Raw genomic sequence first — 24,349 nt, 5'->3', positions numbered from 1 at the left:
CAAAAGAGGCTTCCATCCTTATTATTTTTGGTATTTTTGATACGTAAATTCCATAGCCTATAAATGACAACTTCACATTCCATATCCGAACTTTCCGAGCATCTTTTTTGGGATGTGGACAGTGAAAAACTTGATTTTGAAAAATCCAAGGAATTCATTATCCATCGGGTTTTGGAGTATGGGCTGATGAAAGATTGGAACCTAATTAAAGAAATATACGGCCTCGAAACCATCAAGCAAATCTCACTTCAATTTAGGGAATTGGACGATGTAACGCTCGCCTTTCTTTCGGCCATCTTCAATATTGACAAAAAAGAATTTAGATGTTATACAAACAAAATGTCAACGCCCGGCTTTTGGAACTCTTAAAAGGGCTTATGAAATCTGAAATTTTTAAGGGTTTCGATCTTGTGGGTGGCACGGCACTGGCACTTCAGATTGGACACCGTCTTTCTGTGGATATTGACATGTTTGGAAATTCTGAAATAAACGAACTGGAATTTAATCGAGAACTTTCCAGATTTGGGAATCCCCTTGTTTTAAAAAAAAGTAAAAACATCATAGTTTATTCCGTAAATGGTATAAAAGTGGATTTTGTAAACTATCATTATCCTCTTTTGAAAAAAACCAAAAAAGTAGATTCAATCCGTTTGCTTTCCTTGGAAGATATTGCCGCAATGAAGCTCAACGCCATTTCGGGACGCGGGAGCAAAAAGGATTTTATTGATTTATATTTTTTACTAAAAACATTTTCCCTAAAAGAAATGATAGGGCTCTATAATGAAAAATATGAAGATGGCTCCCAATTTTTAGTTCTGAAAAGCCTGGCTTATTTTGAAGATGCCGAGAAAGAGGGAATGCCCATAATGACCAAACCGCTAAATTGGGAAGATGTTAAAAATACTATACTTCGGGAGACAGTAAAATTGGAGTAGAATTTATAAATCCAATTTCATATAAAAAAAGACCACAATAAAAAAGTTGTAAGTTTTCAGCAGCAGTTGACAGTATAATAATTCCAAATAGCAAATTCCAAAAAGATACGTTGGAAGTTGGGATTTGTTATTTAAGGTTTTAAAATTGGTTTTAATTTCTACTGTAAACCAATTCCACATCGCCAAAATTACCAAATTCAATAGTGGCTTTCAAGGTATTTCCGCTTAAATTGATTGTTGTGGTAGTGGTCACGGGATCTGGTTCATCCGTGGTCGTTGTAAGCTGGTTGCCGTTCAAGGTATAAGTTCCCGTGGTGGCGGTAGTGCCATTGCAGGTGTAGGTAGTCTGGCCGTTTACCACCACTTCTTCCAACGTGCTAAAAGTTTGGGAAAAAGTACCATTTCCCGTGAAGGCAACAGTACCCACAAAACACGGAACCTCGTTCATAAAATTACGGTCGGCTGTGCCATCGCCGTTCAGGTCCATAGGGATTTCAACATTGGCCTCCGTAAGTGTCCATGCGCCTACGATAGTGGCTTGGGGAGGGTCATTGTTATCGTCATCTGAGGAACAGGACGCGAACAAAATTGCGATAAGCAATACACTCATTAATCGTTTCATAATACTATCGTTTTACTTGTTAGGAATTCCAAATTAAAGACTTTCACCAATCAGGAACTACTATTTTATAAAAGGTTTAAGGGTTTTTACGAAGAATTTAAGGATCTTTTCTTTTAAGAGATTTTTAACTTTTGTGCTTTTTCTATAGTAGGAAATATGTATTTTGCACCCCGAAAACTGAGATAAACCCCTATCCGATTCTTATGAAAAAATTAATCACCCTTTTAGCCTTTCTCCTTTCAACGATCATTACACAAGCCCAAGACCCAAACATTCTTTGGCAGCGGACTATTGGGGGGAGTGGTTCTGAGTTTCTAACAAGTATTGAAAAAACCAACGATGGCGGAATGATAATAGGAGGTTATTCAGATTCAAATATCTCTGGCGAGAAATCTGAAGATTCAAGAGGAGGAGTTGATTATTGGATTATAAAGTTAAATAATGTCAATGAAATAGAATGGCAAAAAACCTATGGTGGCGATCAAGATGATAGATTAAATGAAATTAAACAAACTCCAGACGGCGGCTACATTGCGGTTGGCACGTCGGCTTCTGGAATTTCGGGTGATAAAACAGAGGCTTCACAAGGAGAAACAGATTATTGGATTCTCAAATTAAATACTATAGGCGATATTACTTGGCAAAATACTATTGGTGGCGATTCTTATGAAAGAGCACAAGGTGTTTCATTAACAAACGATGGCGGTTATATAATTGGCGGATCATCAAGCTCAGGATTTTCAGGAGATAGAACCGTTGGTCTTTCAGGCTTTCAGGATGGTTGGGTGGTCTTTCTTGATGCATCTGGCAATATTATTCACCAAAAAGCACATGGAGCTAATTTCACCGTAAATAAATTTACCAAAACGCTGGACGGTGGTTATATATTGGGAGGAACAATACCCACAAGCAATGGATATTGTTATCATGTAATCAAAGCAAATGAATTTGGTACTCAAACATTTCAAAGAAGTTATAGAGGAGATTCTTTTGACACTCTTACTAATGTAACTTCTACTTCAGACGGCGGTTATATTGTTAACGGCTTTTCAGATTCCAACGCTGCTAATGATAAAACAGAAGACTCTAATGGGGTGGATGATTATTGGATTTTGAAAATTCATTCTAATGGAAGTATTGAATGGCAAAATACTATTGGAGGTAATAATGGAGACGCATGTTATTCAGTAATTGAATCTGCTGAAGGTGGTTATTTTATAACTGGCTATTCAGATTCAGATATATCTGGAGATAAAAATGAACCTGCGTACGAGGCAGATTATTGGGTAATTAAATTAAATAGTGTAGGAATTATTGTATGGCAAAATACCATTGGCGGATCCTTTTCTGAAAGAATTCCTAAAGCATTTCAGGCAAATGATGGCAGCTATTTTATTGCGGGGCAATCAGAATCAGATATTTCATTAGATAAAACCGAAAATTCAAGAGGAGGTTATGACTATTGGATAGTGCAACACGCCCAAACCTTAGGAATAGAAGAAAACCCTTTCGCAACAGCAATAACCCTCTACCCCAACCCCGTAAAAAATAAATTACAAATCAACACTCAGGATAAAACCATAAACCAAGTGAATATTTACACCATAACGGGCAGCAAAGTATTGCAACTAAATGTTGACACCGTTTCCCCGACTGTGGATGTTTCCGGCTTAGCCTCAGGGGTTTATTTCGTGCAGCTCTATTCGGGGAAAAATGTGGCGTTGAAGAAGTTTGTGAAGGAATAATGTTTGGAAATCTAAACTGAAATCGAAGTTCAAGTTGAAAGGAAACGCTTTGCGCCTTCGCGGCTTTGCGTGAAACTTTTCTCTCGCCAAGCCGCAAAGACGCGAAGTTTTACGTTCTTCCCCAAAAGTCTTAAGTCTTTTAGCGAAGCGGTCTTAAGTCTTATGTCTAAAATTTTATTCCACCCCTTGCTTTTCAAATAAATAACACTACATTTGCACCCCTCTTAGACAAAATCCGTTTTGTTTAAAGGGTGAGAAACAATGATTTATTAACCTATTGACAAAAAACTAATGGATACATTAAGTTACAAAACAGTATCTGCTAACAAGAATACCGTTGTAAAAGAATGGTTGCTAGTAGATGCGGACGGCCAGGCATTGGGTCGTCTTGCCAGCGAAGTTGCTAAATTACTTCGTGGAAAGCACAAGCCAAGTTTCACCCCTCACGTAGATTGTGGTGATAACGTAATTATTATTAACGCCGGTAACGTAAAGCTTACAGGCAACAAATGGAATGACAAAACGTACATTCGCCACACAGGTTATCCCGGTGGGCAACGTAGCCTTACCGCTACCGAAATGTACAAAAAAGACCCTGCAAGGCTTGTTGAAAAAGCTGTGAAAGGTATGCTCCCTAAAAACAAATTGGGCGCAGAAATGTTCAGAAACCTAAAAGTGTATGCAGATGCAAACCACGGACAGGAAGCACAGAAACCTAGAACTATTAACCTTAACGACAACAAGTAATGGAGACAATTCACAAAATAGGCAGAAGAAAGACCGCTGTTGCACGTGTGTACCTTAAAGAAGGTAAAGGAAACATCACTATCAACAAGCGTGAGTTTGAAAACTACTTTCCTACTGGAACCCTTCAGTACAAAGTAAAACAACCTTTAACACTTACCGATAACGAAACAACTTTCGACATTTCTGTAAATGTATTTGGAGGTGGAATCACAGGACAGGCAGAGGCCATCCGTCTTGCAATTTCCCGCGCTATGTGCGAGCTTAACGATGAAAATCGCGGCATTCTTAAACCAGAAGGTTTGCTTACAAGAGACCCAAGAATGGTAGAGCGCAAGAAATTCGGACAGAAGAAAGCGCGTAAGAAATTCCAGTTCTCTAAGAGATAGTATTTTAAATTACTTGTCGTACCGCATTTATTGCGGTACCGCGACAAGCGCGGTACGACATTTTATAAGTTCATATTCATTATTAATTAAAAAAGCTGTTATCCCGAAAAATCCGGGAGTTAGTTTAGCATCTAAACCAAATCCAAAATTTAGGAACAGGTTGCTATCCTTTCACAGAACGTAAACTAAAACAAAATGGCAAAAAAAGTAGAAGTAAAAGACTTACTTGAAGCTGGTGTGCACTTTGGCCACCTAACCCGCAAATGGAACCCAAACATGGCGCCGTATATCTATATGGAGCGCAACGGGATCCACATTATCAACCTTTACAAGACCGCTGCAAAAATCGAGGAGGCTAATGCCGCCCTTAAGAAAATTGCAGCCAGTGGACGCAAAATCCTTTTTGTAGCTACCAAAAAACAAGCAAAGGACATTGTTGCTGAAAAAGCAAAGAACGCAAACATGCCCTACATCACTGAAAGATGGCCGGGCGGTATGCTTACCAACTTTGTAACTATCCGTAAAGCCGTTAAAAAAATGGCCTTTATTGATAGAATGAAGCAGGACGGAACTTTCAACACCCTTTCAAAGAAAGAGCGTTTGGCGGTAGATCGTCTTCGCGCTAAATTGGAAAAGAACCTTGGTTCCATTTCTGATATGAGCCGCCTTCCCGCGGCACTTTTTGTGGTGGACACGACCCGCGAACACATTGCAGTTGCAGAGGCGTTGAAATTGAACATTCCAATCTTCGCCATGGTAGATACCAACAGCGACCCGCGCGTTATTGACTACGTAATCCCATCAAACGACGATGCTTCAAAATCTATTGAAGCAATTATGAGTTTTGTTTCAGAAGCCGTTATTGAAGGGCTTTCCGAAAGAAAATCTGGGGGAGACGATAGCGACGATGAAGAGGGAATGGAGCAAAAGGCGAAAGCACCTAAGAAAGACAAGGATGCCAAGCCTGCAAAAAAAGCAAAGGTTGAAGTTCCTTCAACTGACGAAGATGACGTAGAAGTTATGAAAGAAGCAAAAAAGCCCGTACGTCAAAAATCGAAAAAAGAAGTTCTTAAAGAAGAAGAATAGAAGAGACGCACGGACGTGCGTCTCAAAAGGGAAGCACGGACGTGCGTCTCAATAAGGGAAGCACGGAGGTGCATCTCATACGAAAACCATAATAAAAAAAGTAAGTAAAGGCGCACGGCTCGTGCACCTCAACCATAAAAATTCATAAAAATGGCAAACATAACAGCCGCAGAAGTAAATAAACTAAGACAAACCACCGGCGCCGGAATGATGGACTGCAAAAACGCTTTGGTTGAAGCAGGTGGAAATATGGAAGAAGCAATTTCTATCCTTCGAAAAAAAGGACAAAAAATTGCTGAAAAAAGAGCAGATCGCGACTCCAGTGAAGGGGTTGCAACCGCAAAAGTGAACAGCGACCACACAAAAGGTGTTGCTATTTCATTGAACTGCGAAACCGATTTTGTTGCAAAAAACGACTCTTTCGTTGAAATGGCAAACAAAATGGCCGAGATTGCTCTGAACACTTCTTCAAAGGAAGAATTTTTGAATTCTAAATTTGATACCATTACCGTTGCCGAAAAATTGACCGAGCAAACTGGCGTTATCGGTGAGAAAATCGAGATTGGCGGATATGAAATTTTGGAAGCTCCGTTTGTAGGCTCTTACGTTCACGGGAACAAAATTGCTGCTTTAACGGGTCTTTCAAAGAAGGTTGACAATGCTGAGGAATTGGCGAAGGACGTTTCTATGCAAGTGGCTTCCATGGGTGCAACCACGCTATCTTACAAAGATTTTGATCCAGAGTTTGTGGCTTCTGAAACCGAGGCGAGAATCGCTGTTATCGAAAAAGAGAATATCGAGTTGGGCCGTTTGGGCAAAACGCTTAAAAACGTGCCTAAATACATTTCAAGAGCGCAATTGACTCCTGAGGTTTTGGCACAGGCCGAAGCGGATGCAAAAGCGGAACTGAAAGCGGAAGGCAAGCCAGAGCAAATCTGGGACAAGATCCTTCCCGGAAAATTGGAGCGTTTCATTAGCGACAACACCACGCTGGACCACGAAAAGGCACTGCTTGACCAAAACTTTATTAAAGACGACAAAAAGAGCGTTGCCGAGTACGTAAAAACGTATGGCGATGTTGAAGTTGTGGGCTTTAAGAGGGTTTCTTTGGCGTAAGCTTTTGAACATATTTTTAAAATAGGTAGGCGTGCGATGAATCGCGCGCCTACTTTTTTTATGCTTTTAAAATCTTAAAATGACTATTCCTTCACAATTTTCTTCACAACCCGTTTCCCTTCGGAAGAAATAACGGCCATATAAACGCCAGTTTTCAATTCGGAAAGGTTCAATTCCCCTTTTTCAGCTAAAGGGGAAACTTCCAAAACTTTTCTTCCCATAATATCAAAAACCCCAATCTTTTCAATTTGTGAATTTGCTTCAACAAATACCTTGTTTGAGGCAGGGTTCGGATAAAGTGCTATTTCGGTTTGTTGCAAATCCTGGATTCCCAAATTTGTTCGTACGCCAAAAATGGTTTGATAACTATTCCCGCCAAATTGGGCCGTAACGGTATAGACTCCTGTTGGCCAAGTGTTATCCACTGGAAAATTCCACTGCCCCCAGCCTACCACAGAATCTGGCCAGGTAGATACAAAATCATAATCGTAAAGGATGCTTCCATCGGGTTTGGTTACCGTTATATGTGTAGTGGAACCCGTTTGGATATCCCGATAGAATATTCTAAACCGTATCATTTCACCTGTATCGAAGTTCAGCTCTTGGTACGTATTCTCAACAACGGCACATTCCGAATCAAAATTATCTGAATTGTGGGTGGAAAGCGTCAATATTTCAGGAACAAAATAAGCAGGTTGGTCTATCCACCAAGTGTCAGGGTTCATACTGTTGCAAGGTCCGGAATACGGATCTATCCGGTTTGCGTTTGAATCATGCACTTCAAAATGAAGGTGGGGTATCGTGCTGCTCCCAGAGCTTCCTGCAGTGCCAAGGAACTCTCCGGCCTCCACTGAATCGCCTATCACTTTTGAAGTTAGAGAGCCCGATTTAAAATGCCAGTAATAAGTGCGTGAGCCATCGGGATGCTCTAAAATGATCCCATTCCAATTCGGATTTCCGTTATTCTCACAATTACGATCAAAGTTTCCATCGCGTTTGTCTATAATTATTCCTGGCGCGGCAGCAATTACCTCCATAACGTTTTCCTCCATCTTTTTCCACGGATACGGCCAGGGCACATAATCGGTTCCTGCGTGGTTGCCGTTTACCCAGTCATAAGTCCTTTCTCCGCAATTGTAATCCAGCAAATGGTTATTCGGGGTCAAGTCTTGGTCCACTTGGTTGAAAAGGGAATAATATCCATAATCTCCAAATCCCGCTTTTGGGCGGAAGGGCAATATAAATAGCGGATGTCCGCCGCGATGCTGAAAGGCATTCGGGTTCTTTTGAAGGATTATCTGTTTGTTGGCTTCAATTTCCTGCATAACTTCTTGTCTTTGCACATCTGTAATACATTCTGTTTTCGGCATCTCGACAGGATGGAAAGTAACCGAGGATGCAGGGGCGGTTAATGTCTTGTTTTGGGCGAACGTAAGGGCAGAAACGCCCAACAATAAATAAAATAGATGTGTTTTCATAATTTGAAATTTTTAAGGATTAGTTGTATTGCATTATTTATATATCGAATGATCGGGGAAATGTCATCATAAAAAATATTCTTTATGTTTTTCTTACCAGCTACTTCCCAAAAACTACTTTTTCAATTCCTTCCACCGCATCAATAATTTTCTTTATTTTTGCGCTGTAAAAATCTGCTATGCACTACAAAAGAATCCTTTTGAAACTTTCCGGCGAAGCCTTGATGGGCGATCAACATTACGGCATTGACCCTGTTCGATTGAAAGAATACGCCCACGAAATAAAACAGATTACCGAAAAAGGGGTAGAAGTAGCCATCGTTATTGGCGGCGGAAACATTTTTAGAGGCTTGGCTGGAGCGAGCAGCGGCATGGACCGCGTACAGGGCGACCATATGGGAATGCTTGCAACCGTAATCAACGGACTGGCATTGCAGAGCGCATTGGAGAATGAAGATGTGCCAACGCGTTTGCAGAGCGCCATCAACATCAATGAAGTTGCGGAGCCTTTCATCCGCAGAAAAGCAATCCGACATTTGGAAAAAGGGCGCGTTGTTATTTTTGGCGGGGGAACGGGAAATCCTTATTTTACAACAGACTCGGCAGCGGTTCTGAGGGCCATTGAAATTGGTGCGGATGTTATTTTAAAGGGAACCCGCGTAGATGGAATCTACACCAGCGATCCTGAAAAAGACAAGCTTGCAACCAAATTCGATTTTATCAGTTTTGAAGATGTGCTGCAGAAAGGTTTGAAAGTGATGGACACCACCGCTTTTACCTTGAGCCAGGAAAATGAATTGCCAATCATCGTTTTTGATATGAACACCAAGGGAAATCTGCTGAAAGTGGTTTCCGGAGAAAAAATTGGCACAAAAGTGAATTTGTAAAAAAATTGCCACGAATTCACGAATTTTATATAATTTATTCGTGAACCTGCCCGGCAGGCGGGTTCGTGGCGAAAAAACCTTGAATTTTGAATTTTAAATTTTGAATCTCGAATCCCATGGAAGACGAAATAGATTTTATAATTGACGGCACAAAAGAAGCAATGGGCAATGCCCTAAGGCATCTTGAAAAGGAATTGATAAACATTCGTGCCGGAAAGGCCTCACCCGCTATGGTTGGGAGCGTAATGGTAGATTATTATGGAAGCCAGACCCCATTGAGCCAAGTTGCGAACGTAAGTACGCCAGACGGGATGACCATTACCATCCAGCCATGGGAAAAGGCAATGATTCCTGAAATTGAACGGGGAATCCATCTTGCAAATATTGGCTTCAACCCAATGAACAATGGGGAAAGCGTGATCATCAACGTGCCGCCCTTAACCGAGGAACGCAGAAAGGAACTGGCAAAACAGGCCAAAGCAGCTGCCGAGGAAGCAAAGATTGGGGTTCGCAACGATCGAAAAAACGCCAATAACGATCTTAAAGGTTTGGATATTTCAGAAGATCTCAAAAAGAGCTTGGAAGATGACATCCAAAAAATGACCGACCAGCACATTAAAAAGATTGACGAGATTTTGGCGAAAAAGGAAAAGGAAATAATGACGGTATAATAGGCGTTTTCGTTAAACTAAATACAATAAAGCGGCAGCTGTGCCGCTTTCTTTTTACTTTTAGGTGAATTGAACCTTTCCCGTTAAACGCTATGCGCAAAATATTATATCTACTTTCACTGCTGATAGGACTTTCGGCATTTGCGCAACAAAACAATGAAACCAAAAATGATTCGGTTTCCGGAATAAAGAAAACCATTTCTGAATTTTCCGAGAAAAAGGGGCATCCCTTTACAACCGGCTACCTTCCCGTTGGTTTTTTTGATATTGATCTTAAATCGCTTTTTAAATATAATGTCCACGAAGGTTTGCGTTTGGGCATCGGCGGCGTGACCAATGAAAAACTTTTTGAAAACTACAAATTGGGCGGTTACATCGCTTACGGATTTAAGGACGAAACTTATAAGTATAGCCTGGGTGGGAGCGTGCTTTTGAACAAAGAAAAAAAGGCATGGGTGAGCTTGTATTACACGGACGACATCAAGGAGATCGGCACCTATGATTTTTTGACGGATGCCCGGTTCTATTCCCTTTTTGAGCCACGGTTGCTGAATATTACCCAGTTTTACAAATACACGCAATGGCAGGCCAACATACAGAGCGAACTTTCACCAAAAATACTAACGGAACTGCGGGTGCAGCATAGCGATGTTAGCAATTTTGAGGATTACTATTTTATAAAAGATGGCAAGGGATATCAAACGTATCAACTTGCGGAAGCTGTCCTTTCGTTTCGGATAAAGTTGCAGACAGACTCTATTGTGAATGATGATGGGAAGAAGGTGGCTACCGATGTTTTGCCGAAGGTAAGTGCCCAAATCACAAAAGGGTTTAAGGGAATTGCAGGAAGCGACTTTGATTATGCGAAATTTGGGCTGAAGTTTGATTATGAAATTGAACGGAAGAACCTATCCAACACGAGCTTTTTGTTGCAGGGAGTCCTGGCCACGGGCGATGTTCCGTTGACGCATTTGTATCACGCTTTCCCAAATCAGCCTACTAAGGAGAAACTTTCCAAACGCTTTTCGGTGGCCGGGGTACAGAGTTTTGAGACGATGTATTTTGGGGAATTTTATTCGGATAAATTGGCGATGCTACAGATAAAGCACACCTTTAGAAGGTTTAAGCTGGCCAAAAACTGGAAACCGGAAATGGTGGTAATTTCCCGCCACGCCATCGGCGATATGAGCGATCCGGCCCGCCATTTTGGGATTCCCTTTAATACCCTGGACCACCCTTATAATGAAGCCGGGTTAGAACTGAACAAGATTGCACTTGGCTTTGGGCTTAGTTTTGCTTATCGATACGGCTACTACAATTTGCCCAGCTTTGAGGACAATGTCTCCTTTAAGTTTACTTTTAATTTGAAGATTTAGGCGGTTGTCAGCTACCTTGAGCTGCTGTGCGTCTGACATTTACAAAACTGCGAGCAATAAACAACTTTGCTAGCACACGTTGCAAACGTGCGCTGGCAGGGTAAAATTTTTGAAGAAAAGAAAAGACTTGTTTTTTACCTCAGTTCTTTGTTGTGCTTTCGTTTTCTTTCTTTTTATAATCTTCTGGATTTACCTCAACCTTTTCAAATTCTCCAGAATCTATTAATATTTGATTTATTTTTTTGATATCCGTTTGATTCTCTTCCCCGAGAATGAAAATCATATCCCAAATGTCTTTGGTAATTGTCGTTTTACCATTAGAAGACCTTAAATGAATCCAAACTTCATCATTCATCCAGACATCTGTTATATCATCAAATGAAAATCCGTTCTTGGATAACAAGTCAAGTAACCTTTCAATAAATCTGTCCGCATCTCCGATTTTAACAAATTCAATAAGCAGTTCACTTGAATTATAAGCTGGTCTTAATTTGTAGCTATAATTCAATCTTTTTCGATTACCCTTCTCGTCTTGTAGTTCAAGTTTAAAATCGTCGGCTAAACATTCAAAAGTCTCATCTTTGAAGAAGAAAATATAGTGTCTTTTCCCTTCTTGTTCCTTATTCATTATTGTTACAGGCTCAGGGAATATTCTATCCAGTCCACTTTTTATTTCGTAGAATTCCCCCCAAGGTAATTCGTTTGGATTTGTCCGATATTGACCATAATAATATCCTTCATCATTACAGTGATTCAGGGAATAAATAGTACAGTTTTGAAATGTAATTTTTGCTTTATCTCCTTCTTCAAAATCGTCAAATACCAAATGATTGACAGATATTTCCATAGTCAAGCTATCTCCATTAATCTCTAATTGAATTTCTGGAGATACTGGGTGAGCATTCCAATCACTTGTAATTTGAAAATAGTCAACCTTCCTTTTAGATTGCTTTTTACTCCCGAATATGTCAGTTAACCATTTCAAATTTTAGTTTCTTTTAATGAATCACAACATGTTCATAAACAACACTTCGGCTGGTGCGCGTTTGCAATGCGTACCTTGCCTTTGGCAAAACTGCACATTCTAAGCAACTTTGCGGGCACACGTTGTAAACATGACTTAGCGAAGGTTGTGCAACTATTACCAGTGTAGTAAATCGTTATTCTTACGAAATCATAATTTGGGATGAACACGGACTGATTTTAGAATGTCAGCTTCGGAAGTATTGATATCTATTATTCTGTCAATTTGGATTCCGAATGAATCTAATTTAACTTTAATTTCTGATTGAACAGGGTTAGTTTCAATACAGGCATAACATTCCTTCGCAGCAATAATATCTGTACATTCAGAATTTAACCTTTCTATTAATATATCAAGATTCTTTAAATGTCCAATTCTATCATTTATATCTGGACTTGGAGCCAAATCTGAAGTTAATTTATTCACTTCAATATTCAATTGTTCCGAATCAAAATTCAATAATGCTATTCTAAAGTTAGCACAATCAATAAGCATTTGATTATCATTGTCATTGTCGCTTTTGCTACACGAAATTAGCAATATTATAAAAATTGAAGTAAAAATTATCTTTTTCATAATTAAGTTATTGCTTTGATTCCTATTTGTTTCATTTTTTTTGCTTTACAACACGCTTATATAGTTATTCCCGTAAATCTACAAAAATGTTTTTGCAACACTTTTACCCTTTCCAAAATACCCTGAAAAATAAACTCTTCCACTTATCGCAAATACGTACCTTTGTGGAGTTTTTAAAAAATTGCTTTGAACAAACTTTTCAGCATTGGGTTTTGGAGCTGGGTGGCCCGCTTTATCTTGCGGAACCGTACCTGGATTTTATTGGTTATCATAAGTGTTACGGTACTGCTGGCGCTGCAATGGAAGAATATGCGCTTTACCTATACCGAGGCGAATTTGCTGCCGGACGATCATCCCATCAATCTTGAGTATGATCAATTTCTTTCGCATTTTGGCGAAGAAGGCAACCTGATTGTTATGGGGGTAAAGGACACCTCCATCTTTACACCTGAAAAATTTAAGGCCTGGAACCAACTTTCAAAAGACATTGGCAAATTCAGCGAGGTGGAACTTACACTTTCCGTGGGCAACCTGAAAAAGCTGGAGAAGAAAACCGACACGACGGGCTTTGAGTTGGTGCCCTTTATAAAAGATTCGGTTTTTACGGATGCAAATCTTGCGGAATACAAAGACGAGCTTTTCAACAAACTTCCTTTTTATGACGGGCTTATTTACAGCCCGGACAAACAGAGCATCCGCTCGGCGATTTACATGAAAAAGGATATTGTAAACACTTCTGAACGGAAGGATTTTGTGATTCAGGATTTGATCCCCCTGATCAAAAAATTTGAGGCGGAAACTGGCGTAAAGGTTTATACTTCGGGGATGCCATACATACGCACGCTGAATTCGCAAAGTATCATTGACGAGATTGGATTGTTTATTGGGGCGGCGCTTTTTGTTACCTCGCTCATCTTTTTCTTCTTCTTCCGCTCTTGGCGCGCCACGTTTATTTCTATGTGTACCGTGATTATCGGGGTTATGTGGTCCTTCGGATTCTTGGGGCTGATGCATTATGAAATTACGGTACTAACGGCCTTGATTCCGCCTCTGATAATCGTCATCGGGATTCCGAACTGTATTTTTCTCATCAACAAATACCAACAGGAAATAAAACTGCACGGTAACCAAGCAAAATCGTTGCAGCGCGTAATCACGAAAGTAGGGAACGCGACCTTAATGACGAACCTGACGACCGCTTCGGGTTTTGCTACCTTTATTTTGGTAAAGAGTGAGCTGTTGAGTGAATTTGGTATCGTTGCCTCCATAAATATTGTAGCTATCTTTTTGTTGAGCTTGCTGATCATTCCCATTATTTACAGCTATATGCAGGTGCCGAAGGACAAGCACCTAAAACACTTAAACAAGAAGTGGATAAACAAGTTTATGCACTGGATTGAACGGATGGTCCGGGAGCGCCGCATTACCATCTATATTGTGGCACTACTGCTACTTTGCACAAGTATCGTGGGCATTTTCCAAATTAAGGTTTCAGGAAGCCTTCTGGAGGATATGCCCAAGAATACAGGGTTTTTTGACGATATCCGCTTTTTCGAAAAGGAATATGAAGGCATTATGCCGCTGGAAATAATGGTGGACACGAAAAAGAAAAAAGGGGTGATGAGCCTTTCCACTTTAAAACGAATTGACGAGCTGCAAGACCATATTAAGGAAATTCCGGAATTTGCGAAGCCTATTTCGGTGGTGGAATTGGTAAAGTATTCCAAACAGGCATACTACAACGGCAATCCTGAATATTACCAACTTCCGAACAACCAAGAGAAGAATTTTATACTCAGTTACGCCAAAAGCAGCAATACGAACACAAATTTGTTGAGCAGCTATGTGGACAGTACGGGGCAATTTGCGCGCATCACCACCTTTATGAAGGACACCAAGCCCGATAGGTTTAACCGGATTGAGGAAGATCTTCACAAAGAAATCAATAAAGTCTTTCCGCCGGAACGCTACAATGTTTCGGTAACAGGAAAGGCGTTGGTTTTTCAGAAAGGGACACACTACTTGGTAAACAATTTGATTTTATCACTCTCTTTGGCCATTTTATTAATAGCCCTATTTATGGCGTGGATGTTCCGAAGTTTTAAAATGATTATTATTTCACTTATCCCAAACTTGCTACCTCTGATTATAACCGCCGGAGTGATGGGCTTTGTAGGCGTTCCCATAAAACCATCCACTATTTTGGTCTTCAGCATTGCGTTCGGAATCTCGGTGGACGATACCATTCACTTCCTTGCAAAATACAGGCAGGAACTCATAGCCAATAACTGGAAGATCAAGAAGTCGGTTTTTGCCGCACTTCGCGAGAGTACCGTTAGTATGTTTTACACTTCCATCGTACTTTTCTTTGGGTTTTCAGTATTTACCATTTCCAGTTTTGGAGGTACGGTGGCCTTGGGGGCTTTGGTCTCGATAACCTTGCTTTTTGCAATGCTGTCCAATCTGCTATTGCTGCCCACGCTCCTACTTTCACTTGAAAGAAGTATCGCAAATAAGGAAACAATGAAAAAACCTGCGATTGAGATTTTGAGTGATGACGATGAAAATGAGTAATCAATTTTCTATGGCAATATTCAGTTAAATCTTTCCAAAATCCCTGCTTTGGGTTTTGAAATCGGTTTTCCAATTGCGATATGCCCATTTTGGAATTTGGCCCTTTTACTTTTTTTGAATTTTATTTAAAAGTATATTTGCTCCTCTTAAAAAACGACCATGCAAGACAAAACAATAGTCGAACTGTTGAAAAGCGAAAAAACCCACGTGGAAGTAATAATTCGTGGTTGGGTGCGCGCTTTTAGAAGCAACAGGTTCATCGCGTTAAATGACGGATCAACAATCAAAACCCTGCAATGTGTAGTGGATTTTGAAAATTTTGAAGAAGAACTCCTTAAAAAAGTAACCGTTGGCGCGGCCATAGAAGTTAAGGGCACACTTGTGGAAAGCCAAGGCCAAGGCCAAACCGTGGAAATACAAGTGACAAAATTGACCATTTTGGGCGAAGCAAACCCTGAAGACGTAAAGCTTACCATTCTTTCACCGAAAAGACACTCCCTTGAAACCTTGCGCGAGCAGGCACATTTGCGGGTCCGTACCAATACTTTTGGCGCGGTGATGCGTACACGTTCAAAGCTTGCTTTTGCAGTGCACGAATATTTCCAGCAAAACGGGTTCAATTATATGCACGCACCCATCATCACCGGAAGCGATGCCGAAGGCGCAGGCGAAATGTTCCGCGTTACAAATTTGGACGCCAAAAATCCACCGCTCGATGAAAACGGCAACGTAGATTTTAAGGAAGATTTCTTTGAAAAGGAAACCAATCTTACCGTTAGCGGGCAATTGGAAGCCGAAACCTATGCAATGGCGCTCGGAAAGGTTTATACCTTCGGCCCTACTTTTAGGGCTGAAAACTCAAACACCAGTCGCCACTTGGCCGAATTCTGGATGATCGAGCCAGAAGTTGCTTTCAATGATTTGGACGCGAACATGGATTTGGCGGAAGATTTCATCAAGTATGTAATCAATTATGCGTTGGAAAACTGTGCCGACGATCTTGAATTCCTTGAAAACCGTTTGCTGGAAGAGGAGAAGAACAAACCGCAGGACGAACGCAGCGAAATGAAACTACGGGAAAAGCTTCGTTTTATTTTGGAGAATAATTTCAAAAGGGTAAGCTACACCGAAGCGATTGATATTTTGAAGCGTTCGAAACCAAACCAGAAGAAAAAATTCAAATATATAATCGAGGAATGGGGCGCCGACCTACAGAGCGAGCACGAGCGTTTCTTGGTTGAAAAGCACTTTAAAAGCCCCGTTATCCTTTTCGATTATCCCGCAAAGATCAAGGCCTTCTATATGCGCTTGAATGACGATGGCAAGACCGTTCGCGCCATGGACGTACTATTTCCCGGTATCGGTGAAATCGTTGGCGGCTCACAGCGTGAGGAGCGTTATGACGTGCTAAAACAAAAAATGGAAGCGATGGACATTAGCACCGAGGAACTGTATTGGTATTTAGACCTGCGTAAATTTGGAACCGCGGTCCACAGTGGTTTTGGGCTCGGTTTTGAGCGTTTGGTACAGTTCACGACGGGAATGGGCAACATTCGCGATGTAATTCCTTACCCACGTACTCCGGGTAACGCAGAGTTTTAAAGCCAAGGGAAAGAAATATGCACTATAAATTTAGTCTGGTTTCCCCTTTGGGGGTTAGGGGGCTTTTACCTAACTTTATGAAGTAGTAATTAGACCTATGTTAAAGCAGCAATTAAATCTTAAACTTTCCCAGAAATTATCGCCTCAGCAGATCCAGTTGATGAAGATGATACAACTGCCCACGCAGGCTTTTGAGCAGCGGATTGCGCAGGAATTGGAAGAAAATCCCGCTTTGGAAGGCGGAAAAGAGGAAAGTGAAAACTTTGATGATGAATTTAGCAATGATGAATTTGACGATAGCTACGACGAAGGCAACGAAGTAATTGAAACGGATATAAACGTTGATGATTACTTGAGCGATGACGAAGTGCCGAGCTACAAGCTTTCCGCAAACAATTACAGCGCAGATGACGAGGAACGCCAAATGCCCTATGCGGCGGGTACTTCCTTTACCCAGCATTTAATGCAGCAATTGAGTACCTATCGCCTTGACGAAGAGGAAAAAGAAATAGCGGAGTTTTTGGTGGGCAGCGTGGACGAAAGCGGTTACATACGCCGTGAAATCCAGGATATTGTTGATGATTTGGCCTTTACCCAGAATGTTTACACCACCGAGGACAAAGTAGAAAAAGTATTAAAAGTGGTTCAGGAGCTGGATCCCGCCGGCGTTGCGGCCCGCGATCTTCAGGAATGTTTATTGCTTCAATTGGAACGAAGGGAACAAACGCCTTCCGTTGCGTTGGCTATTGACATATTGGATGATTCCTTCGATCATTTCAGCAAAAAGCATTATAAAAAACTCATTCAGAAATTTGATATTACCGAAGATCAGCTTCGCGATGCCATTCACGAAATTGAAGGTCTGAACCCAAAACCGGGCGGCACCTATTCCGGAAACAATAGGATCGTGGAGCACGTGGTACCCGATTTCGCGATAAAAATTGTGGATGGCGAATTGGATTTAACCCTGAACGGCAGAAACGCTCCCGAGCTTCACGTGAGCCACGATTACACCAACATGCTGAAGGGGTATAAGGAATCCAAAGACAAATCGAAAGCGCAGAAAGATGCTGTGATGTTCATCAAACAAAAGCTCGATGCCGCAAAATGGTTTATTGATGCCATAAAACAGCGACAGCAAACGCTTTTCGTTACCATGAACGCCATTATGCACCATCAGGAAGAGTATTTTTTGACCGGGGATGAGCGGAAATTGAAACCGATGATCTTGAAAGATATAGCCGACAAAATAAATATGGACGTTTCCACGGTTTCGCGTGTTGCAAACAGTAAATACGTTGACACGCCTTACGGAACAAAGTTGATAAAGGAATTTTTCAGCGAATCGATGAAAAACGATCAGGGCGAAGATGTTTCTACCAAGGAAATCAAGAAAATTCTTGAAATTACCATTTCCGAAGAAAACAAACGGAAACCGCTTACTGACGATAAACTCGCTAAAATTTTATTGGAAAAGGGCTATCCCATTGCCCGCAGGACCATTGCCAAATACCGGGAACAATTGGATTTGCCAGTGGCAAGACTCAGAAAAGAAATTTGATGAATTTATTTCTAAAAGCCGCCTCCTATCTATTTCACCCTTTGTTGATGCCTATTTTGGGCACCATTCTCTATTACAGTGTTACGCCCAGATATATAGACCCTCAATTGGTCCGGGTAGAACTTTTTGCAATTGCTATTATTACCATCCTAATTCCCATTGTAATATTCTTTCTTTTGAAAAATTTACGGGTTGTGGAAACCATCTATTTAAAAGAAGTCAAGGAACGTAAATTTCCATTGATGATACAGTGCATTCTGTTGTTGCTTATCATTAAAATGGTTTTTGATCCTTACGAAGACCCTGAACTGTATTATTTTTTTGTGGGAATTCTTTTTTCGGCCTTCAGCGCGCTGGTAATGGTTTTTTTTAAATTGAAAGTCAGCCTTCACCAAATGGGCGTTGCGGGTATTTTGATGTTTCTGGTGGGGCTGAGCGCACATTTCAAGATTAACCTGCTTGTTACTATCAGTTTCTTCCTTTTTGTAAATGGCTGGGTTGCTTCTTCCAGGCTTAACAACGATTCGCACACGTACCCCGAACTAGGCGTGGGATTGTTTTTGGGAGCACTGCCGCAATTGATTCTTTTCAATCTTTGGCTATAGAATATAAAACATTAACCCAAGCTTGAGCGTCCTAAAATCAACCGTTTCTCCCTCAATAGTCTTTGCATCTTTAAAGAAGGGATTAATACTATAGGAAGCAAATAAGTTGAAGGTGCTGTACCCAAAACTGAGGGTGGCAGACAGTCGAAGCGGGTCAAACTCTGGGATTTTTGTTTGGTTTATATTGTTTCCCGGTTGTTTGAAAGTTGCTTTGTACCAATATGCATATCCTACCCTAAACCCGGCATAGACTCTCCAAAACTTATAGGTTGAAGGTGTTGAGGTTCGCCATCTAAACTCCAGGGGAGCTTCAATGATAGCCATATTGAATCGGTTCCGGGTAAAATCTACATTCCCGTCCAGAACCCTGAAAATTGTTTCTTCATTTGAAGTTTCTCCTATAAAAAGGTTCTCCCCAAATTGGTCGATTGCGATTCCGGCGCCTATGGCAACCGCAATATTTCGTTGTTTGTTAATAGGCATATCCCTAACAAATCCAAATTGAACACCGCCTGAAAGACCCCGGGTATTCACCCCAAAAGGCATATTTAAAGGGGCGTTATACGTTAGACCGATATAAAATTGATCCTCTCTATAAAGTGAATCGACTGAAGCATGGCGAATGCTATCCTGCGCCAAGGCTGCAAGGGAAACAAATCCCATAAAAAATGTGAAGCAGCTTCTAAATACCTTTTGCATACCCATAAAGATAAATGTATTTTTCAGAATAAAAGAGACAAAAAAACGCCTTGATCCCAAAAACCTCAGGACAAGGCGTTTTCAAAACAGCGTTTAATAGCGCTATTGCGTTATTTCATTTCCAGGAGTGGTAATGTAGATGATCTTTAACATGTTCAGATCGCGCAATTCCTGTTTAATGTCGGTAACCATTCCAGTATTTGTCTTTTCATCAACCTTGAGGGCCACCATCACTTTGTCCTGAAGTTCAGGAAGTAGTTTTTGACGGGCTTCGGTCAATGCAAACTTAATATTGGAAAGATCGGTGTACTTATCGCCTATTTGTATTTTAGGCTCGGTGCCGTATTTGTCCTGATATCTGGAACTTGGCTTTCCTGCGTAAATATATACAGATCGGTCTTTCTTTAGTTTCTCAACTTGATCGGCCTTCGGCAATTTGTTTTGAACAAGCAGATTGTCATCGCGCAGTACTGTTACAACCATAAAGAAGAACAGGAGCATAAATACAATATCCGGAAGGGATGCTGTAGAAATGGCTGGCAATCCGCCGTCTTTTTTCTTTTTAAATTTTGACATATTCTAAATATTATTGTCCGGATTTTTTAGGTTCTGCTTCGGAAAGTTTTTGAGGAAATAACTTTTGAATGGTTTCCAGTTTTTCCTGTAATGCTTCTTTTGCTGCTTCGCCTTTTATCTTTCCTTCATCAAGGTCTTTGGTCTTTTCGGTAAATTTCCAACCATAAAGTCTTTGCGATTCCCGATCTCTTAAAAAATTGTATGCCGCCACCAATTCATTCTGTACGGCGATGTACATTTTATAGGAAGTAAGCCTATCATTCTGAACGGAAATAACCGCTTTATCGGGATTATCGGAAGATTCTGGATCTCTTTTACCCTTGCAATAATCGCAATACTCTGCAGTTCCGGCCGGTGCTCCCCCGTTATCCAGAAAAGCAATTGCTGCTTGGCGCAGATCTTTAAGCTCCATCAGTTTTTCCTCTACAAGCAATTGATCGCTTCTGTTAACATTAACGATAAAGAGGTTTTTTTCCTTGATTTTTACTTGTTCGTCTGTAGGCGGCTCCTTGGGCGGCAACTGTCTCGCGATACCCTTGTCCTTCTCGATGGTCGTAGTTACCAAGAAAAAGATAAGCAAGAGGAAAGCGATGTCGGCCATCGACCCTGCGTTTACTTCGGGTGTTGCTCTTCTTGCCATTATTTTGTTACTTTTTTAATTCCGCTGAAAACCATAGAGCCGACCGCTAGTATAGCTAATATATAAAAAGCGTACAATCCTGTTCCGACCCATTTAGAGCCGCTAGCGGAAAGCATTTCACCTTCTTGCATTGGCATTGGGTTTCCATCTGCCAAAAGGTATGCAATTACTACAATAAGAAGGAATGCTCCAACAGAGATTAGTGTGTTTTTTAGATTTCCTGCAAATATTCCTTTTAATACAAAGAATAGAACAAAAACAATTGTAATAGCAAATGTAATATAAGCAACATACAAGAAACCATCAACGCCTTCGCCGGTTGCCGATACGGCCTCATCACCTTTGGCGATGATCATTGCGAGAAAAATAACTCCCACAACGCCTAGAAGCAACGCTACTATTTTTAAAATTTTATGTAATGCCATCTTGTGGTTTGTTTAGATTTTGTTTTTTTGTTTGTAGTCGAACAACATATCGATCAAAGTGATGGAAGCGTCTTCCATACTGTTAACGATACTATCGATCTTAGCGATAATATAGTTGTAGAAAATCTGAAGGATAATAGCCACGATCAAACCAAATACGGTCGTTAAAAGCGCCACTTTAATACCTCCCGCAACCAATGATGGGTTCATATCACCAGCAGCCTGAATTTTATCGAACGCGATAATCATCCCGATTACCGTACCCATGAAACCAAGCATCGGAGCCAGGGCGATGAAAAGGGAGATCCAGGAAACGTTCTTTTCAAGTTGGCCCATTTGTACACCACCATAGGCAACAACAGCTTTTTCAGCAATGTCAATACCTTCGTGGGCACGATCCAAACCTTGGTAATAAATGGAGGCAACAGGGCCTTTTGTGTTTCTGCAAACTTCTTTGGCAGCATCAATACCACCGCTGTTTAGGGCGTCTTCCACGTCTTGAGCCAATTTTTGTGTATTGGTAGTAGAAAGGTTAAGGAAGATAATTCTTTCAATAGCAATAGCCAATCCAAGAATTAAACAAAGTAATACGATCCCCATAAATCCGGGACCACCTTCCACAAAGCGTTCTTTCAATTCTTGATGGAATCCTTTTTCGGGTTCTGCGGCCGGAGCCGGCTCATCTTGAATAATAGTGAAAGTAGCTGCTGTAACTAGAGCTTGCGAACTGGTTGGCATGGTTTGCGCTGTTGCGGCGTTCGCGTTAAACGTGCCTACAAAAACGATTGCGGCAACTGCCAGAATAGAAAATAATTTTTTCATTGCTATCGACTTAAAGTTTGTTTTTAGTTAAAGGTTTAAAGATATAAAATAATTTAGTTAATCTGCAAGAATATTAATGGACACTCAAAATGAGCTTGTTAATATCCTAAAAGTTTGTTGCAGAGAGGAAGGGATTCGAACCCTCGATACGCTTGTGGCGTATACACACTTTCCAGGCGTGCGCCTTCGACCACTCGGCCACCTCTCTATTACTATCAGCCATTTTTTCGAATGGAGTGCCAAATATCAAAAAAAAAAACAACGCCATAAAATAATTTAAGCGGTTTATTTATTGCATTTCTCCCCGCAATGAGGTTTCAAATATGGTTTTGAAGCTGTTAGCCGAAATTTTTTGGCCCAATAAATACATTAATTTAGCCAAAGCAGCTTCCGTGGTACAATCTTTTCCGCTTATAACACCTATTTTTTTTAGATCGGTGCTGGTTTCATAAAGGCCCATATTCACACTTCCGCCGGAGCATTGGGTAACGTTGATGACGGGGATACCTCTTTTTATCACTTTTTTAAGTGAATTTATAAACCATTCTGCATTGGTAACGTTGCCCGATCCATACGTTTCCAGCACCAACCCCTTCATTTCGGGATAGTCAAAAAGATGATTAATGGTAGCCTCATCTATTCCCGGAAACATTTTCACCAACAGGATATTGCTTTCCAAACTTTTATGGACTTTCAATTTTTTTCTTCTGTTTGGCCGGTACAGCGCTTCGTTGTTCACGACCAAATGCACCCCGCTCTGCACGAGTTCAGGATAATTGAGCGAGGCAAATGCTTCAAAGTGCTCGGCATTAATTTTAGTGGTCCTATTGGCACGGTACAGTTTGTATTCAAAATAAAGGCAGACCTCAGCAATTTTTGAAACTCCTTTTTCCTGTAATGCCGCAATCTGGATGGAAGTAATTAAATTTTCCTTTGCATCGGTCCGCAGATCGCCGATGGGAAGCTGCGACCCAGTAAAAACAACCGGCTTGCCCAAGTTTTCCAACATAAAACTCAATGCCGAAGCGGTATAGCTCATGGTGTCGCTGCCGTGAAGCACCACAAATCCGTCCATCTTTTCATAATTGTTTTCAATAATGGTTGCAATGTCCACCCAGTACTTCGGGTTCATATTGGAACTATCGATTGGTTTTTGGAACGAGGTGGTTGTAATGTTGCAATCCAAAAGTTTCAGCTCCGGTATGTGGTTGAGCAATTCGTCAAAATTGAAATTGCGCAGGGCGCCGGTCTCAAAATCCTTGATCATCCCGATGGTGCCGCCGGTATATATAAGGAGGATGTTGGGGGTTTTTGTCATACTAATACTTACTTAATATTGAATAAAATTCCAAAAATTGAAATTCCAAATTTTGTACATTCCAAAGCCAAAATTATCCTTTTGGAATTTGTTGCTTGTTATTTTGACATTTATATTTCAAAAACCGCTTTCGAATTTTCCGTAGTAATCCTTGCAATCTCCGCTTCCGAAACGCCATAGATTTCGGAAAGTTTTTTACAGACCAATGCCAAATAGCTGCTCTCGTTCCGCTTTCCGCGAAAGGGTACCGGGGCAAGATAGGGCGAATCGGTCTCCAAAACGATGTGTTTCAGTGGAATTTGATTTAAGAAAGTATCGATCTTTCCATTCTTGAAGGTAACCACCCCGCCTATGCCGAGCTTCATATTATAGGAAATGGCACGTTGCGCCTGTTCAAAAGTTCCGGTAAAGCAGTGAAAAATTCCGAAGAGATCATCGCCTTTTTCGGTTTCCAATACTTCAAAAATTTCATCAAAGGCATCTCGGCAATGGATAACGATGGGCAGTTTGTGCTTTTTCGCCAATTGAATTTGCCATTTGAAAGCAGTTTTCTGTATTCCCAAAGTAGTTTTATCCCAATAAAGGTCTATCCCAATTTCGCCAACGGCAAAGAAATTCCGTTTTTTAAATTGTTCCGCTACGTGCGCCAACTCTTCCTCAAAATTTTCCTTTACCGAGGTTGGGTGCAGGCCCATCATCAAAAACACATTTTGGGGATATTCCTTTTCCAAGGCATACATTGCCTCCGTATGGCTACAATCTATGGCCGGGATAAAGAAGCGTTTTATGCCAACATCAAAAGCGCGCTGCATCATTTCGTTGCGGTCTTCGGCAAAAGCCTCGCTATATAGGTGGGTGTGTGTATCGGTCAACATAGT

Annotated in this window: 25 protein-coding genes and 1 tRNA gene; 14 read left to right on the top strand and 12 right to left on the bottom strand. The window is 40.9% G+C overall.

Going from position 1 to position 24,349, the window contains the following annotated elements:
- The first annotated feature begins 63 nt into the window (after positions 1-63).
- Both POV26_RS13725 and POV26_RS13720 read left to right on the top strand, forming a co-directional pair.
- A complete protein-coding gene (locus POV26_RS13725) occupies positions 64-369 on the top strand; it encodes a DUF6922 domain-containing protein (protein ID WP_272857036.1) in 306 nt (101 codons plus the stop codon).
- A gap of 8 nt (positions 370-377) precedes the next feature.
- Complete coding sequence (locus tag POV26_RS13720; RefSeq protein ID WP_272857035.1) at positions 378-935, top strand: nucleotidyl transferase AbiEii/AbiGii toxin family protein; 558 nt, start codon at positions 378-380, stop codon at positions 933-935.
- 151 nt (positions 936-1,086) lie between these two features.
- Here the strand turns inward: POV26_RS13720 and POV26_RS13715 are convergent, their stop codons facing one another.
- Positions 1,087-1,557: a lipocalin family protein gene (locus POV26_RS13715; protein WP_272857034.1), complete on the bottom strand. Its 471-nt coding sequence runs from the start codon at positions 1,555-1,557 to the stop codon at positions 1,087-1,089.
- Between the two features lie 203 nt (positions 1,558-1,760).
- Here POV26_RS13715 and POV26_RS13710 point away from each other — a divergent pair, with 203 nt between their 5' ends.
- The 5 genes from POV26_RS13710 to tsf all read left to right on the top strand — a co-directional run bounded on the left by POV26_RS13710 (position 1,761) and on the right by tsf (position 6,637).
- Positions 1,761-3,302: a T9SS type A sorting domain-containing protein gene (locus tag POV26_RS13710; protein WP_272857033.1), complete on the top strand. Its 1,542-nt coding sequence runs from the start codon at positions 1,761-1,763 to the stop codon at positions 3,300-3,302.
- A gap of 291 nt (positions 3,303-3,593) precedes the next feature.
- A complete protein-coding gene (gene rplM, locus POV26_RS13705) occupies positions 3,594-4,049 on the top strand; it encodes a 50S ribosomal protein L13 (RefSeq protein ID WP_045078936.1) in 456 nt (151 codons plus the stop codon).
- Positions 4,049-4,435 (top strand): 30S ribosomal protein S9, encoded by a 387-nt coding sequence (rpsI, locus tag POV26_RS13700; protein ID WP_272857032.1) that lies wholly within the window; start codon positions 4,049-4,051, stop codon positions 4,433-4,435. Before rplM ends, rpsI begins: the two co-directional genes overlap by 1 nt.
- A 195-nt stretch (positions 4,436-4,630) precedes the next feature.
- Positions 4,631-5,521 (top strand): 30S ribosomal protein S2, encoded by an 891-nt coding sequence (gene rpsB, locus POV26_RS13695; protein ID WP_272857031.1) that lies wholly within the window; start codon positions 4,631-4,633, stop codon positions 5,519-5,521.
- Between the two features lie 150 nt (positions 5,522-5,671).
- Positions 5,672-6,637 (top strand): translation elongation factor Ts, encoded by a 966-nt coding sequence (gene tsf, locus POV26_RS13690; RefSeq protein WP_272857030.1) that lies wholly within the window; start codon positions 5,672-5,674, stop codon positions 6,635-6,637.
- 83 nt (positions 6,638-6,720) lie between these two features.
- Here tsf and POV26_RS13685 read toward each other — a convergent pair whose 3' ends face one another.
- Complete coding sequence (locus POV26_RS13685) at positions 6,721-8,115, bottom strand: T9SS type A sorting domain-containing protein (RefSeq protein ID WP_272857029.1); 1,395 nt, start codon at positions 8,113-8,115, stop codon at positions 6,721-6,723.
- A 179-nt stretch (positions 8,116-8,294) separates the two neighbouring features.
- Here POV26_RS13685 and pyrH point away from each other — a divergent pair, with 179 nt between their 5' ends.
- The 3 genes from pyrH (at position 8,295) to POV26_RS13670 (ending at position 11,049) form a co-directional block, all read left to right on the top strand.
- Positions 8,295-9,002: a UMP kinase gene (gene pyrH / locus POV26_RS13680; protein WP_272857028.1), complete on the top strand. Its 708-nt coding sequence runs from the start codon at positions 8,295-8,297 to the stop codon at positions 9,000-9,002.
- Between the two features lie 116 nt (positions 9,003-9,118).
- Positions 9,119-9,673 (top strand): ribosome recycling factor, encoded by a 555-nt coding sequence (frr, locus tag POV26_RS13675; RefSeq protein WP_272857027.1) that lies wholly within the window; start codon positions 9,119-9,121, stop codon positions 9,671-9,673.
- 92 nt (positions 9,674-9,765) lie between these two features.
- Positions 9,766-11,049 (top strand): DUF5686 family protein, encoded by a 1,284-nt coding sequence (locus tag POV26_RS13670; RefSeq protein ID WP_272857026.1) that lies wholly within the window; start codon positions 9,766-9,768, stop codon positions 11,047-11,049.
- Positions 11,050-11,188: 139 nt separating this feature from the next.
- Here POV26_RS13670 and POV26_RS13665 read toward each other — a convergent pair whose 3' ends face one another.
- Positions 11,189-12,034, bottom strand: a complete 846-nt coding sequence (locus POV26_RS13665; RefSeq protein ID WP_272857025.1) for a hypothetical protein — start codon at positions 12,032-12,034, stop codon at positions 11,189-11,191.
- Positions 12,035-12,223: 189 nt separating this feature from the next.
- Complete coding sequence (locus POV26_RS13660) at positions 12,224-12,649, bottom strand: hypothetical protein (protein WP_272857024.1); 426 nt, start codon at positions 12,647-12,649, stop codon at positions 12,224-12,226.
- A 186-nt stretch (positions 12,650-12,835) separates the two neighbouring features.
- Here POV26_RS13660 and POV26_RS13655 point away from each other — a divergent pair, with 186 nt between their 5' ends.
- The 4 genes from POV26_RS13655 to POV26_RS13640 all read left to right on the top strand — a co-directional run bounded on the left by POV26_RS13655 (position 12,836) and on the right by POV26_RS13640 (position 18,991).
- Positions 12,836-15,223, top strand: coding sequence for an efflux RND transporter permease subunit (locus POV26_RS13655; protein WP_272857023.1), 2,388 nt, complete (start codon positions 12,836-12,838; stop codon positions 15,221-15,223).
- A 159-nt stretch (positions 15,224-15,382) separates the two neighbouring features.
- Positions 15,383-16,825 (top strand): asparagine--tRNA ligase, encoded by a 1,443-nt coding sequence (gene asnS / locus POV26_RS13650; protein WP_272857022.1) that lies wholly within the window; start codon positions 15,383-15,385, stop codon positions 16,823-16,825.
- Between the two features lie 97 nt (positions 16,826-16,922).
- The gene (gene rpoN / locus POV26_RS13645; protein WP_272857021.1) at positions 16,923-18,386 is read left to right on the top strand and encodes an RNA polymerase factor sigma-54; all 1,464 of its coding nucleotides are present in this window, start codon (positions 16,923-16,925) and stop codon (positions 18,384-18,386) included.
- Positions 18,386-18,991: a hypothetical protein gene (locus POV26_RS13640; protein ID WP_272857020.1), complete on the top strand. Its 606-nt coding sequence runs from the start codon at positions 18,386-18,388 to the stop codon at positions 18,989-18,991. Before rpoN ends, POV26_RS13640 begins: the two co-directional genes overlap by 1 nt.
- On the opposite strand, the gene POV26_RS13635 is transcribed toward POV26_RS13640, so the two are convergent.
- The 8 genes from POV26_RS13635 to POV26_RS13600 form a co-directional block, all read right to left on the bottom strand.
- Complete coding sequence (locus POV26_RS13635) at positions 18,986-19,690, bottom strand: porin family protein (protein WP_272857019.1); 705 nt, start codon at positions 19,688-19,690, stop codon at positions 18,986-18,988. The two genes, POV26_RS13640 and POV26_RS13635, sit on opposite strands and share 6 nt — an antisense overlap.
- Positions 19,691-19,792: 102 nt before the next feature.
- A complete protein-coding gene (locus tag POV26_RS13630; RefSeq protein ID WP_272857018.1) occupies positions 19,793-20,266 on the bottom strand; it encodes an ExbD/TolR family protein in 474 nt (157 codons plus the stop codon).
- A gap of 10 nt (positions 20,267-20,276) precedes the next feature.
- Positions 20,277-20,906, bottom strand: a complete 630-nt coding sequence (locus POV26_RS13625; RefSeq protein ID WP_272857017.1) for an ExbD/TolR family protein — start codon at positions 20,904-20,906, stop codon at positions 20,277-20,279.
- The gene (locus tag POV26_RS13620) at positions 20,906-21,331 is read right to left on the bottom strand and encodes a hypothetical protein (protein ID WP_272857016.1); all 426 of its coding nucleotides are present in this window, start codon (positions 21,329-21,331) and stop codon (positions 20,906-20,908) included. Before POV26_RS13620 ends, POV26_RS13625 begins: the two co-directional genes overlap by 1 nt.
- 12 nt (positions 21,332-21,343) lie before the next feature.
- On the bottom strand, positions 21,344-22,153 hold the full coding sequence (locus POV26_RS13615; RefSeq protein WP_272857015.1) for a MotA/TolQ/ExbB proton channel family protein: 810 nt from the start codon (positions 22,151-22,153) through the stop codon (positions 21,344-21,346).
- 120 nt (positions 22,154-22,273) lie between these two features.
- A tRNA-Ser gene (locus POV26_RS13610) sits at positions 22,274-22,361 on the bottom strand.
- Between the two features lie 81 nt (positions 22,362-22,442).
- Positions 22,443-23,471, bottom strand: a complete 1,029-nt coding sequence (locus tag POV26_RS13605) for an asparaginase (RefSeq protein ID WP_272857014.1) — start codon at positions 23,469-23,471, stop codon at positions 22,443-22,445.
- 110 nt (positions 23,472-23,581) lie between these two features.
- Complete coding sequence (locus POV26_RS13600) at positions 23,582-24,346, bottom strand: TatD family hydrolase (protein ID WP_272857013.1); 765 nt, start codon at positions 24,344-24,346, stop codon at positions 23,582-23,584.
- Positions 24,347-24,349: the final 3 nt, after the last annotated feature.

Source organism: Aequorivita todarodis, from assembly GCF_028561335.1.
Classification (GTDB): Bacteria; Bacteroidota; Bacteroidia; order Flavobacteriales; family Flavobacteriaceae; genus Aequorivita; species Aequorivita todarodis.
Note: the sequence above shows the minus strand (reverse complement) of the source record. Positions and strands in the feature narration are given on the sequence as shown.